This is a genomic window from Synechococcus sp. CCY9201, assembly GCF_034931105.1.
Lineage (GTDB): Bacteria > Cyanobacteriota > Cyanobacteriia > PCC-6307 > Cyanobiaceae > CBW1002.
This window is the reverse complement of the sequence record NZ_JAYGIC010000154.1, coordinates 15,291-29,120: the sequence shown is the minus strand read 5'-3', so window position 1 is coordinate 29,120 and position 13,830 is coordinate 15,291. Positions and strand designations below refer to the sequence as shown.

17 protein-coding genes and 1 tRNA gene are annotated in these 13,830 nt (G+C 66.0%); 12 read left to right on the top strand and 6 right to left on the bottom strand.

The window, feature by feature from the left end:
* The first annotated feature begins 98 nt into the window (after positions 1-98).
* The 3 genes from VB716_RS14730 (at position 99) to VB716_RS14720 (ending at position 2,149) form a co-directional block, all read left to right on the top strand.
* A tRNA-Val gene (locus tag VB716_RS14730) sits at positions 99-170 on the top strand.
* A gap of 21 nt (positions 171-191) precedes the next feature.
* On the top strand, positions 192-1,586 hold the full coding sequence (gene murD, locus VB716_RS14725) for a UDP-N-acetylmuramoyl-L-alanine--D-glutamate ligase (RefSeq protein ID WP_323270870.1): 1,395 nt from the start codon (positions 192-194) through the stop codon (positions 1,584-1,586).
* 107 nt (positions 1,587-1,693) lie between these two features.
* Complete coding sequence (locus VB716_RS14720) at positions 1,694-2,149, top strand: EVE domain-containing protein (RefSeq protein ID WP_197156772.1); 456 nt, start codon at positions 1,694-1,696, stop codon at positions 2,147-2,149.
* 78 nt (positions 2,150-2,227) lie between these two features.
* Here VB716_RS14720 and VB716_RS14715 read toward each other — a convergent pair whose 3' ends face one another.
* The 3 genes from VB716_RS14715 to VB716_RS14705 all read right to left on the bottom strand — a co-directional run bounded on the left by VB716_RS14715 (position 2,228) and on the right by VB716_RS14705 (position 3,561).
* Positions 2,228-2,533 (bottom strand): DUF2811 domain-containing protein, encoded by a 306-nt coding sequence (locus VB716_RS14715; RefSeq protein WP_416238123.1) that lies wholly within the window; start codon positions 2,531-2,533, stop codon positions 2,228-2,230.
* Between the two features lie 405 nt (positions 2,534-2,938).
* Positions 2,939-3,322, bottom strand: coding sequence for a DUF1818 family protein (locus VB716_RS14710; RefSeq protein WP_197156774.1), 384 nt, complete (start codon positions 3,320-3,322; stop codon positions 2,939-2,941).
* An 8-nt stretch (positions 3,323-3,330) separates the two neighbouring features.
* On the bottom strand, positions 3,331-3,561 hold the full coding sequence (locus VB716_RS14705; RefSeq protein WP_197156776.1) for a DNA-directed RNA polymerase subunit omega: 231 nt from the start codon (positions 3,559-3,561) through the stop codon (positions 3,331-3,333).
* Between the two features lie 61 nt (positions 3,562-3,622).
* On the opposite strand from VB716_RS14705, the gene VB716_RS14700 reads away from it, so the two are divergent.
* The 3 genes from VB716_RS14700 (at position 3,623) to VB716_RS14690 (ending at position 6,444) form a co-directional block, all read left to right on the top strand.
* On the top strand, positions 3,623-5,206 hold the full coding sequence (locus VB716_RS14700) for an Hsp70 family protein (protein WP_323270868.1): 1,584 nt from the start codon (positions 3,623-3,625) through the stop codon (positions 5,204-5,206).
* Positions 5,207-5,303: 97 nt separating this feature from the next.
* Positions 5,304-6,131 (top strand): hypothetical protein, encoded by an 828-nt coding sequence (locus VB716_RS14695; RefSeq protein ID WP_322758429.1) that lies wholly within the window; start codon positions 5,304-5,306, stop codon positions 6,129-6,131.
* Between the two features lie 94 nt (positions 6,132-6,225).
* Entirely contained in the window at positions 6,226-6,444 is a 219-nt protein-coding gene (locus VB716_RS14690; protein ID WP_197156782.1) for a ferredoxin-thioredoxin reductase variable chain, read from the top strand.
* Positions 6,445-6,455: 11 nt separating this feature from the next.
* On the opposite strand, the gene pyrR is transcribed toward VB716_RS14690, so the two are convergent.
* Positions 6,456-7,046 (bottom strand): bifunctional pyr operon transcriptional regulator/uracil phosphoribosyltransferase PyrR, encoded by a 591-nt coding sequence (gene pyrR, locus VB716_RS14685; RefSeq protein ID WP_197156784.1) that lies wholly within the window; start codon positions 7,044-7,046, stop codon positions 6,456-6,458.
* A 235-nt stretch (positions 7,047-7,281) separates the two neighbouring features.
* On the opposite strand from pyrR, the gene gpmI reads away from it, so the two are divergent.
* From gpmI to VB716_RS14660, 5 genes are read left to right on the top strand one after another with little or no spacing between them, the layout of a single operon-like run.
* On the top strand, positions 7,282-8,865 hold the full coding sequence (gene gpmI / locus VB716_RS14680; RefSeq protein WP_323270876.1) for a 2,3-bisphosphoglycerate-independent phosphoglycerate mutase: 1,584 nt from the start codon (positions 7,282-7,284) through the stop codon (positions 8,863-8,865).
* 20 nt (positions 8,866-8,885) lie between these two features.
* Entirely contained in the window at positions 8,886-9,116 is a 231-nt protein-coding gene (gene secG, locus VB716_RS14675; protein ID WP_197156786.1) for a preprotein translocase subunit SecG, read from the top strand.
* A complete protein-coding gene (gene msrB / locus VB716_RS14670) occupies positions 9,116-9,595 on the top strand; it encodes a peptide-methionine (R)-S-oxide reductase MsrB (RefSeq protein ID WP_197156788.1) in 480 nt (159 codons plus the stop codon). The genes secG and msrB overlap by 1 nt, the downstream gene beginning before the upstream one ends.
* A gap of 45 nt (positions 9,596-9,640) precedes the next feature.
* Positions 9,641-9,769 (top strand): hypothetical protein, encoded by a 129-nt coding sequence (locus tag VB716_RS14665; RefSeq protein WP_255518219.1) that lies wholly within the window; start codon positions 9,641-9,643, stop codon positions 9,767-9,769.
* A 48-nt stretch (positions 9,770-9,817) separates the two neighbouring features.
* Positions 9,818-10,012, top strand: a complete 195-nt coding sequence (locus tag VB716_RS14660) for a hypothetical protein (protein WP_197156789.1) — start codon at positions 9,818-9,820, stop codon at positions 10,010-10,012.
* A 125-nt stretch (positions 10,013-10,137) separates the two neighbouring features.
* Here VB716_RS14660 and groL read toward each other — a convergent pair whose 3' ends face one another.
* Both groL and groES read right to left on the bottom strand, forming a co-directional pair.
* Positions 10,138-11,772, bottom strand: a complete 1,635-nt coding sequence (groL, locus tag VB716_RS14655; RefSeq protein WP_197156790.1) for a chaperonin GroEL — start codon at positions 11,770-11,772, stop codon at positions 10,138-10,140.
* 48 nt (positions 11,773-11,820) lie between these two features.
* On the bottom strand, positions 11,821-12,132 hold the full coding sequence (gene groES, locus VB716_RS14650; RefSeq protein ID WP_197156791.1) for a co-chaperone GroES: 312 nt from the start codon (positions 12,130-12,132) through the stop codon (positions 11,821-11,823).
* 228 nt (positions 12,133-12,360) lie between these two features.
* Between groES and atpD the strand changes: the two genes are divergently transcribed.
* The gene (gene atpD, locus VB716_RS14645) at positions 12,361-13,827 is read left to right on the top strand and encodes a F0F1 ATP synthase subunit beta (RefSeq protein WP_197156792.1); all 1,467 of its coding nucleotides are present in this window, start codon (positions 12,361-12,363) and stop codon (positions 13,825-13,827) included.
* Positions 13,828-13,830 lie beyond the last annotated feature (3 nt).

Genomic DNA, 13,830 nt, shown 5'->3' with positions numbered 1-13,830 from the left:
CAGGGCCCAGTACTGCCGGCTGCTAAGTTGCTGCCGCTGGAGACAAACCGCTCCCCCGGGACCTCACCTTCCGGGCGGCTGCATCTTCCAACACCAAGGGGCGATTAGCTCAGAGGTAGAGCACTACCTTGACACGGTAGGAGTCACTGGTTCGATTCCAGTATCGCCCATTTCTTTCCTTTACCCTTCCAATGACTGCCGCGGCTTGTCCCCTCACCGTGGTGGTCGGTCTGGGTCGATCCGGCAGGGGCGCAGCCATGCTGCTGCATCGCCTCGGCGAGCCCGTACTGGTTCTGGACAGCGGCCAGAGCCCTGACCTTGAGGAGCACGCCAGCCTGTTGAGGGCCGAAGGCATCGCCGTGCGGCTGGGGTGCCCGCTCACCAGCGCCACCTTCGACGACATTCAGGCACCTCTGGGCAAGGTGATCGTGAGCCCGGGCATCCGATGGGACCATCCCGTCCTTCAACAACTGCGCCAGGACGGGGTGAGCATTCAGGGCGAGATGGTTCCGGCCTGGATGGCCACGGCCGCAGTGCCCTGGATCGGCATCACGGGCACCAACGGCAAGACCACCGTCACCCAGCTGGTGCACCATCTGCTCACCCAGGCGGGCCTGGATGCCCCCCAGTGCGGCAACGTGGGGTTCTCCGCAGCGGAAGTGGCCCTGGAGCGCTGCGCCGGCGGCGCCTCGACACCGCCGGACTGGCTGGTGGTGGAACTGAGCAGCTACCAGATCGAAGCGGCACCGCAGCTGGCCCCCCGCATCGGCCTCTGGACCACCCTGACGCCCGATCACCTCGAGCGCCACGGCACGCTGGACAACTACCGCGCCATCAAGCGCAGCCTGCTGGAGCGCAGCCAGCTTCCCATCCTCAACGCCGACGACCCGGATCTGCGGGCTCACGCTCCGAGCTGGGATCGGGGCCACTGGGTCACGGCGGGCCCCCGCCACGAGCTGCCCGCCGACCTCGCGGCCAGCCTCTGGATTGAAGGCGGAATGGTCTGCAATGCCAGCGGGCCCCTGCTGGCGGCCGACAGCCTGGCCATGCCCGGTGCCCACAACCGCCAGAATTTGGTGCTGGCCACCGCCGTGGGCCTGGAGGTCGGGCTGAGCGGGGCCGTGATGGAGGCCGCCTTCCGCTGTTTCCCCGGGGTGCCACACCGGCTGGAGCGGGTGCGGGAGCGGGCCGGGGTGGCCTACTACAACGACAGCAAGGCGACCAACTACGACGCCGCCGAAGTCGGCCTGCGGGCCCTGGAGGGGCCGCTGGTGGTGCTCGCCGGAGGCCAGTCCAAGATCGGCGAGGCCAGCGGCTGGATCGCGGAACTACGGCGTCAGGCCTTCGCGGTGGTGCTCTACGGAGCAGCGCGGCCTGAGTTCCGGCAACTCCTGGAAGCGGCCGGATACGGCGGTGAACTGCACGAGCAGGAGGGCCTGGAGCAGGCCGTGCCCCTGGCGGCGGAGCTGGCCCGACGCGGAGGCTGCCGGGCCGTTCTGCTGTCGCCGGCCTGCGCCAGCTTCGATCAGTACAGCGATTTCGAAGCCCGCGGTGATCACTTCCGCCGCTGCGTCGAAGCGCTCTGACACTACCGGCTCAGCACCGTCAGGCCCGCTGCACGCCATGGGCGGTCTGCACGCCATGATCCCTTCGCCATCTCCGTCCGCGCCCTGAATCGCGGCAGCCGCCCGCCATGGCCCACTGGTTGATGAAGAGCGAACCCGACGTTTACGGGATCGACCATCTGGCACGGGAGGGGAGCACCCTCTGGGACGGGATCCGCAACTACCAGGCCCGCAACTTCATGCGCAGCATGGAGGTGGGCGATCGAGCCTTCTTCTATCACTCCAATGCCAGACCGCCGGGCATCGTGGGCCTGATGGAGGTGATCGAAACCGGCCTCACCGATCCGAGTCAGTTTGATCCAGCCTCCAAATACTTCGATCCGAACAGCAGGCGCGAGGCTCCTCGCTGGGACTGCGTCCGGCTCGGGTACCTCTGCACCTATCCCCGCCTGCTGAGCCTGGAGGCGTTGCGCGACGAGTTCAGCGCGGAAGAGCTGGGGGTGGTGAAGCGAGGCAACCGGCTCTCGATCCTGCCGGTGCCGGAGGCCTCAGCCACTCGCCTGCTGGCGCTGCTGGAAGGCTGAGGGCTGGAGCCTGACCGGCGCTGACTGCTTGCAGTGAGCAACGACGCTGCAGGCAGTCAGTGATCAGAGGCAGCGAATTCAGAGGCGTCGAATCGGAGCTGCGCGGCGCACCGGCTCGTTCGCCAGCAGGGGCTTGCTGAAGCTGTTCTGCCCCGGAAACAGGTTGGCCAGGTAGCAGCGGGTCACTTCCCGGCTCTGCACGCCGTTCTGCACCAGAAAACCGGCCAGGGCGGCCTGAAACAGCCGGTACTGGTCCCAGTTGGGATGGCACTCAATGAAGCCACGCATGGCCGAGAGCAGGGCCTCGGGCACCTCGGCCCGCAGGCTCACCGTGCCACTGGCCTCCTGCTCCATCTGCAGCCCCACCCCTGCCCCTGACTCCACGGCATACCGCATGCGATTGCTCCCCCTGACACGGACACCAGTTCCCCACATCCCAGGGTCCCCGTCAAATGGCTGCAGCGGGATGGCCAGGCAGGAATCCCAACCTGAGACAGGTTGCGGGGCAAGGGATGTCGCATCCGTTGCGCGGAAGCACCGCTGGACCGAGCCCCGCCGGCCAAAGCGTCAAGGGACAAACGGAGGCGGGCGGGTTTTTTCCCCAGGGCGGGGCGGCCAGCATCGCTTCGGGATCCAGGCTTGTGGAAAACCCCGGGAAAGGGGTGGTCAGTCTGCGGAATCAACCGGCTGAACCGGACGCATCAGCAGTGCTGATCAGCAGGGAAACCGCCACCGGTCTTAAGTGCTGAGCCGCGCTGCTGGGGGAGGCGATGACGGCAGCCGCGCCCTTCAGACCAGCCCCTGCAGGGGGGCCTCCAGCGGAACCAGGGCAGCGGCGAAAGCGGCGGCGGCGGCAGCGGACCAGGCTCCTTCCAGACCACGCTGGCCATCGTCAGGGCTCAGCACGAAGCGCAGACTCCACGCGGTCCGGTCTCCCTCCAGGGCCATCCACAGCGGGCCGCGCTCCCACTCCAGCTCAATCGCCTCCTCATCCAGCAACTGATCCGTGAGGGCGCCGTGCTGGGCCGTGAGGGTGGCGATGCCCTGCAGCAGGGCCAGGGCCTCTGGAGCCCTCAGCTCGGCAGCCCAATCGGTGGAACCCACCAGCAGCACAAAGGGGTGGCGGGCTGGATCCAGGACCAGCCGCCACCCCTGCGCATCCTCGACCCGCATGGCCGCAATCAGCCAGGCAACAGATCGGGCTGGTCCTGTTCGTCGCTCAGCTCAATGATGGCGCGTTGCACGGGCTTCACCATCGACTCATCGAGGAGGCCGTCAAAATCGTCGAAGCGACGCTGCTTGGCCCGGAAGGCGATTCGGACGGTGGTGAGGTAGCGGTTACTGGAGTGGCGGATCAGACTTTCCCCCCTCTGGGCCAGTTCCTTGGCGTTGAGTTCCACACCGAGCTGCATGTCAATTCCACTCCTGATCAGCCGAATCTAAGCGAGCGTCTCGCCGCGCCATCCTGGCCGCATGACCGGCACCCTTGCGATCGACCTGGGCAGCAGCACCACCGTGGTGGCCTGGCAGCCCGATCACGGCCCGCCAACGCTTCTCGAGCTCGCTCCCTACGCCTGCGGTGATCCCGTCGTGGTGCCGAGCCTGCTCTGGCTCGCGGCCGCCGACAGTCCCCGTCCCCTGATCGGCCGCCAGGTGCTGGAGGCGGGCCTGGCCGCCGATTCCAGCCCCAGCCTCTGCCACGACTTCAAGCGCCTGATCGGCTCCGGCGACACTGTGCCATCCCAGGAGAACGCAGCAATGCTGCTCAGCCCGGAGCAGGCGGGTGAGCGCCTGCTGCAGGCCCTCTGGGCAGCCCTGCCGGCCGGGATCGAGCCACGCCGGCTGGTGCTCACCGCCCCGATCGAGAGCTACCGCGGCTACCGGCGCTGGCTGCAGGAGATCAGCACCAACCTGGCGGTGGAGGAGGTGGCCCTGGTGGACGAGCCCACGGCTGCGGCGATCGGCTGTGGCCTGAGCCCCGGCAGCCGCGTGCTGGTGGTGGACCTCGGCGGCGGCACCATCGATCTCTCGCTGGTGGCGCTGGAGGGGGGGGAAGGGCGAGCCGCACCGATCGCCCAGCTGCTGCGCTTTGCGGGCCGCAGCCTCGAGGATGGGCGTCAGGCCCTGCGCTGCGCCCGGGTGATCGGCAAGGCGGGACTGGCCCTGGGGGGCCGGGACATCGATCGCTGGATCGCCGATCTGCTCCATCCCGGCGGCGCCAGCGACAGCAGCCTGCTGGCAGTGGCCGAGCGCCTCAAATGCCGGCTCAGCGAAGCCGAGGAGGCCCTCGAGATCTGGTGTCCTCCGCAGGCCCCCCCCCAGCCCCTGCGCCTGAGCCGGCAACAGCTTGATCAGCTGCTCGAGGAGCGGGGCCTGCTGCTGCAACTGGACGACCTGCTCGAGCAGGTGCTGGCGGCGGCCCGGCGGGAGGGCGGCGGCGGCGACAGCCTCCAGGGGGGCCTTGGGAACGGCATTGCCGCCGTGCTGCCGGTGGGCGGCAGCAGCCGCATACCCCGAATACGCCGCTGGCTGCACGAGCATTGCGGCGCCATTCCCCTGCGCGATGAACGCCCCGTGGAAGCGGTGGTGCTGGGGGCCCTCGCCCTCACGCCGGGGGTGCAGATCCGCGATGTTCTCGCCCAGGGTGTGAGCCTGCGCTGCTGGGACCGGCGCAGCAATCGACATCACTGGCATCCACTGTTCGTGCCGGGCCAGGCCTGGCCCACCAGCGAGCCCCTGGAGCTGGTGCTGGCCTGCAGCCGTGACGGGCAGTCCTGCCTGGAGCTGGTGCTGGGGGAACCCCAGCCGCAGCAACGTTCCGAGGTGGTCTTCCGAGACGGCCTGCCGGTGCTGCGGCCCCGGCAGGCCGGGGCCGCGACCGTTCGCCCCTGGCCCCAGCAACCCAGCCCCCTGTCGCTTGATCCCCCCGGCGAGCGGGGCGAAGACCGTCTGCGGCTGCGCCTGTGGATCGATGCGGCGGGTCAACTGCAGCTCGAAGGAACGGATCTTCGCAGCCAGGCGCCAGTGGAGCCGCGCAGCCTCGGAATCGTGCGCTGAGGGAGGCCCAACCCAGGTGGACGACATCGGGGCTGCCCCCTCCAGGCGTTGAGGCGGCCCTCAGGTCCATAGAAAGGTTCCAGTTCTTGGTCTGTACTTGGCCATCCGCCGCCACCGGCTGCCGCGTGTCTGGCTGGCGATCACCCTCGGGCTGGTGGCCACCGCCGTGGGGGTGGCCCGTTGGTGGGAAGGCGAGCTGCCAAAACGGCTGGCAGATGCCTCTCAGCGCGGCGACCTCGATGCCTGCCTGCGGTACAGCGAGCAGCTCTCAGCCCTGCAGTGGATGGCCGGCCGGGCCCCCCTGGAGCAGGGCCAGTGCCGTCGGCTCAAGGCTCGCCAGCTCTGGGAGCAGGACAACTGGTCCGAGGCCCTGGCCCTGCAGCTGCAGCTCGTCAACTCCGCCGCTGGCGGCCCCGCCGATCGCAAGGAGCTGCAGACCTGGCAGGAGGAGCTCCGCCGCCGCGCCCTCACCCTGTTCCGGGATGGCGATCTGGAAGGAGCCCTGACGGTACTGGCCGCCATGGGCGAAGAACGTCGCGAGAACGGCACCGCCCTGGGGGACAGCCTGCGCGAGCAATGGAACCGCAACCGTCTGCAGCTGGAACGGGCACGCCAGCTGGCCGAACGGCAGCGCTGGTGGGAGGCCCTCGATGCCCTCAACCGCATCGACCATCCCTGGTGGAAGCAGGAAAGCAAAGCCGTTCGCGAGGAGGTCGACGCGGGTGTGAAAAACCTGGCTGGTGCCGACAAGGAGCACGACAGCCACGGAGATCTCCCCCACACGGTGCCCACCGACAAGCTCGATGCCCTGGTGCAGAAGCGGATCGCCGCCGGGGTGGATGAGTGGAATGCCTTCGAGCAGGCCTGCCAGGAACTGGGGGGCCAGATTGTCGAAGCGGGTCCGGAATCCGCCTGTCAGCGCTGAATCACTGCCGCATCTGCAGGGAATCCCACCAGGGCTGCATGACAGGATGGGCGGCCGAAGTTGTTCTCCCGATGGGCCGTAAGGTCCAGAGCCCATGCAGCCAGGCGATCCGGTCAGCGTCAGCAGCAGCGTGGTGGTGTTCCACCATCCCCAGCACCGGGGGCAAGCCTTCGATCTGAAGGGACAGCAGGGGGAAGTGGTCAGCGTGCTGAACGACTGGAAAGGCCGGCCGATCAGCCCGACCCTGCCGGTGATCGTGGCCTTCGGCAAGTTCCGCGCCCACTTCCGCAGCGACGAACTCTCGCCGGCCTGAGGTCTCTGCCTTCAGGCGTCAGGCGCCAGCAGGTAAACCCCCTCGTGACCATCGATCGCACGGAGGCAGAGCTGGATGCTTTCCAATCGGCGGGTCGGCACCAGCCGGCCGCAGAAATCCGGTTGAATCGGCAGTTCCCGGTGGCCCCGATCCACCATGACCAGCAGGCTCACCCGCCGCGGTCGGCCCCAGGCCTGCAGGGCTTCCAGGGCCGCGCGCACGGTGCGGCCGGTGAAGATCACATCGTCCACCAGCACCACATCTCGATCCTCCAGGCCACCGGCGGGCAGCTGGGTGGCTTCCACCAGTCGCGTGCCGACCCGATCGAGATCATCGCGGTGAAACGTGGGATCGAGGCTGCCCTGATCGATCGGATGGCCGCAGCGCTGCTCAAGCCGTTCCGCCAGGACACGGGCCAGGGCCACGCCACGGGTGGGAATGCCGAGCAGAAGCAGGGCCCGGCTGTCATCGGTGCGCTCCAGCACCTGGGAGGCGAGACGATCGATCGTGCGGCCCAGGTCCTGGGAGGAGAGCAGTTCCCGGCGGCCGCCGGCCTGATCAGCCTGGGTCGCGGCAATGGCCTCTGCAGGCAGGGGTTCCATGCTCAGACGTCTGATGGCTCACGCTAAGGCAGGGGGTGTCGCCAAAGCCTGACGAAGCCGATCGCCAGTTGATGCGTGCTCGCAGAAGCGGAGTAGGTTGGGGTTGGTCAGAGATGTGTCGACGATTGCGGATGTTCGGGTGAAAACAGTTGATTCCCCTAAGAACTCCTCACCTCCCGCTTCTCAGCGTTCCGGAGGACACGACGCCATCGCCACCCTGCCTGGTCGAGGTTCTATCGCTCCCGTTGTCTTAGCCATTCTGGATGGATGGGGCTATCGGCACGAGACCGATCACAACGCGATCCGAGCCGCCTCCACCCCGGTGATGGATGCCCTTTGGCATGCCTATCCCCACACGTTGATTGAAGCCAGCGGCGGCGCCGTCGGTCTGCCCGACGGGCAGATGGGGAATTCCGAGGTGGGCCACCTCACCATTGGTTGCGGTCGGATCATCCGCCAGGAACTGGTGCGGATCGGCCAGGCCGTGCGAGACGGATCGATTGCCACCAATGCCTCCCTCAATGCCCTGGGCGACCGCCTCCTGGCCAGCGGCGGCACCCTCCATCTGATCGGCCTCTGTTCAGACGGCGGAGTCCATAGCCATGTCGACCACATTGCCGGCCTGCTGCGCTGGGCGTCGCAACGCGGACTCCAGGACATCTGCCTGCACGTGATCACCGACGGTCGCGACACGGCCCCGACCAGCGCCATCACCTTCCTGCAGCGCATTGAGGCTCAGATCGCCGAAGCCGGAGTCGGCCGGATCGCCACCATCTGCGGCCGTTACTGGGCCATGGATCGCGACAACCGCTGGGAGCGCACCGAAAAGGCCTACCGGCTGCTCACCGAAACAGAGTCTTCTTGCGGACTGACGCCTGAAGAGGTGGTGGAGGCTTGCTACGCCGAAGACATCACCGACGAGTTCATCGAACCCACCCGAATCAGTTCAGGACTGGTCAAGGCCGGCGACGGTCTGGTCTGTTTCAACTTCCGCCCCGACCGCGCCCGCCAGCTGATCCGCGCCCTGGTGCTGCCCGAATTCGACAACTTCCCGCGCCAGCGGATTGAACCGCTGGATGTGGTCACCTTCACCCAATACGAACAGGGCCTTCCTGTGGCCGTGGCCTTTCCGCCTGAATCACTCGAAGGCCTTCTGGGTCAAGTGATTTCAGAGGCTGGCCTACGGCAGTTCCGCACCGCAGAAACGGAAAAATATCCCCATGTCACCTACTTCATGAATGGTGGCATCGAGAAGGCCTTCCCGGGAGAAGACCGTCACCTTGTGCCTTCGCCACGGGTCCCCACCTACGACCAAGCACCCACCATGTCAGCAGAGCAACTGACTGACAGCTGCATCGCGGCAATCAACAAGGGCATCTATTCCTTTGTCGTGATCAACTACGCCAACCCCGACATGGTCGGGCATACAGGCCGAATGGAAGCCACCACCGAGGCCATCTCCATGGTCGACACCTGCGTGGGGCGCCTGATGGAAGCCACCAACCGCATGGGTGGGACCCTGCTGGTCACCGCCGATCACGGCAACGCTGAACTGATGGAAGGTCCGGATGGTCGTCCCTGGACAGCCCACACCACCAATCCCGTGCCCGTGATCCTCGTGGAAGGTGAAGAGCGCAAACTGCCTGGCCACGGTACTGATATCCACCTGCGTGAAGGCGGTGGGCTGGCGGACATCGCCCCCACCCTGCTGGACATTCTTGAGCTGTCCAAACCCGCCAGCATGACGGGCACATCCCTGATCATGCCCGTTGAGACTGCTGCCACGTCCCAGCGCATTCCCCAGGCGATCGGCGTCTGAGCAGGTCCTAATCTGGGTTGATGATCACTTCAACGATTTCCTGGATCTGGATCGGCAGTGGTGTGCTGCTGATCATCAGCGTGTTGTTGCACAGCCCCAAGGGCGATGGCATGGGCGGACTGGCCTCCAGCGGCGGGTCCATGTTCACCAGCGCCCGCAGCGCCGAAGCCACGCTGAACCGCATCACCTGGACTCTTCTCGCCCTTTTTCTCGGCCTGGCCGTCCTCCTGAGCGCCGGATGGCTGGGCTGATGAGCCGCCGCGGGCTGCTGGCCTCCTTCGGCGTCAGCCTCACCGCCCTTGTGGGGGCGCGTCCAGCCTTGGCGGCCTCGAAAGCCGGTGATCCTGCCTGGCAACTGAGCGAAGCCGCATGGAAAAAGCGGCTCAGTCCCGCGGCCTACGAGGTGTTGCGGCGGGAAGGAACCGAGCGCCCCTTCAGCAGTCCACTCAACAATGAAAAGCGCAAGGGCACGTTCCTCTGTGCCGGCTGCCGGCTACCCCTGTTCAGCTCCTCCACCAAGTACGACAGTGGCACAGGTTGGCCCAGCTTCTGGGAACCGCTGCCGAACGGAATCGCCACCAAGATCGATTTCAAGCTGATCATCCCCCGCACCGAGTACCACTGCAGGCGCTGCGGTGGGCATCAGGGTCATGTGTTTGATGATGGCCCCCGGCCCACGGGCAAGCGGTATTGCAATAACGGCGTCGCCTTGGTCTTTCAGCCAGCCTGAACCGCTGAATCGATCTAGCGTGATCGGGTTGACCGTCCTGGGCCCATGATCCGCCTGTTCACAGCTGCGCTGCTGGCCACCCTGGTGGGAGCCGGCTCCGCCATGGCCTGTGAGAAGCACCCCCGTGGTCATCAGGGCAGTTCCGACACCACCACCGAAGCGATGCGGCAGTAGGGGAGCAACCCTGAAGCGTGAGAGGGGTCCCATGCTGAAGCGTGATCGATGGCCATCGAACTGCTGATCGCACTGGTGTTGCCGGTGGTGCTGCTGGTCACCGCCACGCTCCTGCTGGAATCCCACCCCGGCAATCTGCCCCGTCCGCTGGGCTGGCTCAGACGACGGCAGTCGCTGATCTGGAACAGCGGCATCGGCCTGATTCTTGGTCTCAGTGCGCTGCGCTATCTGCTCACCCGCTGAGAACACAGCCTCTGAATAGAGCAACCACTCCACAGAGCAGACAGCGACCTGCCACAAAAAAGCCCCCGCCGAAGCGGGGGCAGAAACCGGCCAGCCAACCAGGCGGGCCGGAAACCAGAAGGCGATCAATAATCGAAGTCGCCGCCCATGCCACCGCCACCAGCGGGAGCTGCTTCCTTCTTCTCGGGCAGATCAGCCACGATGCACTCGGTGGTGAGCACCATGCCGGCGATCGAAGCGGCATTCTGCAGACCGGAGCGGGTCACCTTGGCGGGATCGACGATGCCGGCAGCCAGCATGTCGACATATTCGCCACTGGCTGCGTTGTAGCCCTCGTTGAAGGGCATGCCCTTGACATGCTCAGCCACGACAGCGCCGTTGACGCCGGCGTTTTCAGCGATGCGCTTGAGAGGCGCGGTGAGGGCGGAAGCCACGATCGTGGCCCCGATCAGCTCCTCGCCGGAGAGGTTGGCGGCCGCCCACTCCTCGAGGGCCGGGGCCAGGTGGGCCAGGGTGGTGCCACCACCAGGAACGATGCCTTCCTCAACAGCCGCCTTGGTGGCGTTGATGGCGTCTTCGAGGCGCAGCTTCTTGTCCTTCATCTCGGTCTCGGTGGCGGCACCCACCTTGACCACGGCCACACCGCCGCTCAGCTTGGCCAGACGCTCCTGCAGCTTCTCCTTGTCGTAGGAGGAGTCGGTTTCGTCCATCTGCTTGCGGATCTGCTCGCAGCGGGCCTTCACGGCCACCTCGTTGCCTTCGGCCACGATGGTGGTGGTGTCCTTGTTGATGGTGATGCGGCGGGCGGTGCCCAGCATCTCCAGCTTGGTGTTCTCCAGCTTGAGGCCGGCGTCCTCGGTGATCAGCTGACCGTTGGTGAGGACGGCGATGTCCTCGAGCATGGCCTTACGGCGATCACCGAAGCCAGGAGCCTTCACAGCGGCCACGTTCAGCACGCCACGGAGACGGTTCACCACCAGAGTGGCGAGGGCTTCCTTCTCGATGTCCTCGGCGATGATCAGCAGGGGCTTGCCGGTGCGGGCGATCTGCTCGAGCACGGGCACCAGGTCCTGCACCAGGCCGATCTTCTTGTCGGTGAGCAGGATGTAGGGCTCCTCGAGCACCGCTTCCATCCGCTCGGTGTCGGTGGCGAAGTAGGGCGAGATGTAGCCCTTGTCGAAGCGCATGCCCTCGGTGACCTCCAGCTCGGTGGTCATCGATTTCCCTTCTTCGAGGGAGATCACGCCTTCCTTGCCGACCTTGTCCATCGCGTCAGCGATCATCTGGCCCACCTCTTCGTCGTTGCCGGCGGAGATGGTGCCCACCTGGGCGATGGCGTTGGAATCGGAGATCGGCTTGGCGTGCTCCTCGATCTTCTTGACGAGGAAGTCAGAAGCCTTGTCGATGCCCTTCTTCAGGGTGATGGCGTTGGCGCCGGCGGCCACATTGCGCAGACCCGCCTTGACCATGGCGTGGGCCAGGACGGTGGCGGTGGTGGTGCCGTCACCGGCAGCGTCGTTGGTCTTGGAGGCGGCCTGACGGATCAGGGCGACACCGGTGTTCTCGATGTGGTCTTCGAGCTCGATCTCCTTGGCGATGGTGACGCCATCGTTGATGATCTGAGGAGCGCCGAATTTCTTCTCGAGCACCACATTGCGGCCCTTGGGACCCAGGGTGACGGCGACGGCCTCAGCCAGGATATCGATGCCTTTTTCGAGGGCCCTGCGGGCGTTCTCGTTATAGATGATGCGCTTGGCCATGGAAGGCGTTGTCCTTGCGGGTGTGGAAAATGCGGGAACTGGTACCGTTCAGTTGACGATGGCCAGAATGTCCTTCTCGGAGAGCAGCACGAACTCGTCGCTGCCCAGCTTGATATCGGTGCCGGCGTACTTGCTGTAGAGGACCTGGTCACCCACGCTCACCTCGGGAGTCTGGCGGGTGCCGTCATCGTTGCGCTTGCCGGGGCCGACCTGGACCACCTCACCCACCTGGGGCTTTTCCTTGGCGGTATCGGGAAGCAGGATGCCTCCGGCAGTCTTTTCCTCCGACTCGGAGACCTTGATGAAGATGCGATCTCCGAGCGGTTTGACCGTGGAGACGCTGAGGGAAACAGCAGCCATGAATTGATGCGATAGCAACGGCATGGCGCCTGAGACGCCACTGAACAACGGGAGAGTTGGCACTCGGCCCCGTTGACTGCCAACGTATGCGAGCCAGTGGGCAACAAGCCAGCCCCAGGCCTGTGCGGTTGACCGAACTCCCAGGGTCGGGTGAGCTGCGGTGGTAAGGTTGCGCCGCTCAAGACGGGCTGATGCCCCGCTGCGCGAAACCGCGATTTTTCCTTACTTATGGCTGCTGCTGCTCCCGCCGCCTCCGGCACCAAAGGCATTGTCCGGCAGGTGATCGGTCCCGTGCTTGATGTGGAGTTCCCGGCCGGCAAGCTGCCCAGGATCTTCAATGCTCTGCGCATTGAGGCAACCAACTCCGCTGGTCAGCAGGTCGCCCTCACCGCCGAAGTGCAGCAGCTGCTGGGTGACCACCGCGTGCGTGCCGTGGCCATGAGCAGCACCGATGGCCTGGTGCGCGGCATGGAAGCGCTCGACACCGGTGCCCCGATCTCCGTCCCCGTGGGCGAAGCCACCCTGGGCCGCATCTTCAACGTGCTGGGTGAGCCCGTCGACGAGCAGGGCCCGGTCAGCACCACCATGACTGCGCCGATCCACCGGGAAGCTCCCAAGCTCACCGAGCTGGAGACCAAGCCCAAGGTGTTCGAAACCGGCATCAAGGTGATTGACCTCCTGGCGCCCTATCGCCAAGGCGGCAAGGTGGGCCTGTTCGGCGGCGCCGGCGTGGGCAAGACCGTGCTGATCCAGGAGCTGATCAACAACATCGCCAAGGAGCACGGTGGTGTGTCCGTGTTCGGCGGCGTGGGTGAGCGCACCCGCGAAGGCAACGACCTCTACGAGGAATTCAAGGAGTCGGGCGTGATCAACGCCGACGACCTCTCCAAGTCGAAGGTGGCCCTCTGCTACGGCCAGATGAACGAGCCCCCGGGCGCCCGTATGCGGGTGGGCCTGTCGGCTCTCACCATGGCCGAGCACTTCCGCGATGTGAACAAGCAGGACGTGCTGCTGTTCGTCGACAACATCTTCCGCTTCGTGCAGGCCGGCTCCGAGGTGAGCGCCCTGCTGGGCCGGATGCCTTCGGCTGTGGGTTACCAGCCCACCCTCGGCACCGACGTGGGTGAGCTGCAGGAGCGCATCACCTCCACGCTGGAAGGATCGATCACCTCGATCCAGGCCGTCTACGTGCCGGCGGATGACCTCACCGATCCCGCCCCTGCCACCACCTTTGCCCACCTGGATGCCACCACCGTGCTGAGCCGCGGCCTGGCCTCGAAGGGCATCTACCCCGCCGTGGATCCGCTCGATTCCACCAGCACCATGCTCCAGCCTGCCGTGGTGGGAGACGAGCACTACCGCACCGCCCGCGCCGTGCAGAGCACCCTGCAGCGCTACAAGGAACTGCAGGACATCATCGCGATCCTGGGTCTCGATGAACTTTCGGAAGACGATCGCCGCACGGTGGACCGGGCCCGCAAGATCGAGAAGTTCCTCTCCCAGCCCTTCTTCGTGGCGGAAGTGTTCACCGGCATGCCCGGCAAATACGTGAAGCTCGAAGAAACCATCAAGGGCTTCAACATGATCCTGGCTGGCGAACTCGACGATCTCCCCGAAGCCGCCTTCTATCTGGTGGGCAACATCGACGAGGTCAAAGCCAAGGCCGCCAAGATCTCCGCCGAAGCCAAGGGCTGAGCG

Excerpts from the sequence above, each read along its gene's own strand:
- secG (WP_197156786.1), top strand. The coding sequence starts at position 8,886 with ATGATCACTTCAACGATTTCCTGGATCTGGATCGGCAGTGGTGTGCTG.
- groES (WP_197156791.1), bottom strand. The coding sequence starts at position 12,132 with ATGGCTGCTGTTTCCCTCAGCGTCTCCACGGTCAAACCGCTCGGAGAT.
- groL (WP_197156790.1), bottom strand. The coding sequence starts at position 11,772 with ATGGCCAAGCGCATCATCTATAACGAGAACGCCCGCAGGGCCCTCGAA.
- VB716_RS14690 (WP_197156782.1), top strand. The coding sequence starts at position 6,226 with ATGCAGCCAGGCGATCCGGTCAGCGTCAGCAGCAGCGTGGTGGTGTTC.
- VB716_RS14700 (WP_323270868.1), top strand. The coding sequence starts at position 3,623 with ATGACCGGCACCCTTGCGATCGACCTGGGCAGCAGCACCACCGTGGTG.
- VB716_RS14720 (WP_197156772.1), top strand. The coding sequence starts at position 1,694 with ATGGCCCACTGGTTGATGAAGAGCGAACCCGACGTTTACGGGATCGAC.
- VB716_RS14705 (WP_197156776.1), bottom strand. The coding sequence starts at position 3,561 with ATGCAGCTCGGTGTGGAACTCAACGCCAAGGAACTGGCCCAGAGGGGG.
- atpD (WP_197156792.1), top strand. The coding sequence starts at position 12,361 with ATGGCTGCTGCTGCTCCCGCCGCCTCCGGCACCAAAGGCATTGTCCGG.
- murD (WP_323270870.1), top strand. The coding sequence starts at position 192 with ATGACTGCCGCGGCTTGTCCCCTCACCGTGGTGGTCGGTCTGGGTCGA.
- VB716_RS14665 (WP_255518219.1), top strand. The coding sequence starts at position 9,641 with ATGATCCGCCTGTTCACAGCTGCGCTGCTGGCCACCCTGGTGGGAGCC.
- VB716_RS14710 (WP_197156774.1), bottom strand. The coding sequence starts at position 3,322 with ATGCGGGTCGAGGATGCGCAGGGGTGGCGGCTGGTCCTGGATCCAGCC.
- pyrR (WP_197156784.1), bottom strand. The coding sequence starts at position 7,046 with ATGGAACCCCTGCCTGCAGAGGCCATTGCCGCGACCCAGGCTGATCAG.
- msrB (WP_197156788.1), top strand. The coding sequence starts at position 9,116 with ATGAGCCGCCGCGGGCTGCTGGCCTCCTTCGGCGTCAGCCTCACCGCC.
- VB716_RS14660 (WP_197156789.1), top strand. The coding sequence starts at position 9,818 with ATGGCCATCGAACTGCTGATCGCACTGGTGTTGCCGGTGGTGCTGCTG.